At 55.8% G+C, this 1,214-nt stretch carries 1 rRNA gene (cut by a window edge); it reads right to left on the bottom strand.

Annotated elements, in window-relative coordinates:
* Positions 1-41 precede the first annotated feature (41 nt).
* Positions 42-1,214: ribosomal RNA gene (locus AC07GB_RS39790) — 23S ribosomal RNA — on the bottom strand; it runs 1,798 nt beyond the window's last position.

The following is a 1,214-nucleotide window of genomic DNA, read 5'->3' as shown; positions in this document are numbered from 1 at the left end:
TGTTCGTGGTTTCAGAACCAACACAGTGAACGCGAGCAACTGAGGACAAGCCCTCGGCCTATTAGTACCAGTCAACTCCACCCGTTACCAGGCTTCCATATCTGGCCTATCAACCCAGTCGTCTACTGGGAGCCTTACCCCATCAAGTGGGTGGGAATACTCATCTCGAAGCAGGCTTCCCGCTTAGATGCTTTCAGCGGTTATCCCTCCCGAACGTAGCCAACCAGCCATGCCCTTGGCAGAACAACTGGCACACCAGAGGTTCGTCCGTCCCGGTCCTCTCGTACTAGGGACAGCCCTTCTCAATATTCCTACGCGCACAGCGGATAGGGACCGAACTGTCTCACGACGTTCTAAACCCAGCTCGCGTACCGCTTTAATGGGCGAACAGCCCAACCCTTGGGACCGACTCCAGCCCCAGGATGCGACGAGCCGACATCGAGGTGCCAAACCATCCCGTCGATATGGACTCTTGGGGAAGATCAGCCTGTTATCCCCGGGGTACCTTTTATCCGTTGAGCGACGGCGCTTCCACAAGCCACCGCCGGATCACTAGTCCCGACTTTCGTCCCTGCTCGACCCGTCAGTCTCACAGTCAAGCTCCCTTGTGCACTTACACTCAACACCTGATTACCAACCAGGCTGAGGGAACCTTTGGGCGCCTCCGTTACCCTTTGGGAGGCAACCGCCCCAGTTAAACTACCCATCAGACACTGTCCCTGATCCGGATCACGGACCCAGGTTAGACATCCAGCACGACCAGAGTGGTATTTCAACGGCGACTCCACACACACTGGCGTGCATGCTTCACAGTCTCCCACCTATCCTACACAAGCCGAACCGAACACCAATATCAAACTGTAGTAAAGGTCCCGGGGTCTTTCCGTCCTGCTGCGCGAAACGAGCATCTTTACTCGTAGTGCAATTTCACCGGGCCTATGGTTGAGACAGTCGAGAAGTCGTTACGCCATTCGTGCAGGTCGGAACTTACCCGACAAGGAATTTCGCTACCTTAGGATGGTTATAGTTACCACCGCCGTTTACTGGCGCTTAAGTTCTCAGCTTCGCCACCCCGAAGAGTGACTAACCGGTCCCCTTAACGTTCCAGCACCGGGCAGGCGTCAGTCCGTATACATCGCCTTACGGCTTCGCACGGACCTGTGTTTTTAGTAAACAGTCGCTTCTCGCTGGTCTCTGCGGCCACCCCCAGCTCA

This window comes from Streptomyces sp. NPDC045778 (assembly GCF_056431945.1).
The sequence above is the reverse complement of the archived record's forward strand: the minus strand, read 5'-3'. Positions and strand labels throughout refer to the sequence as shown.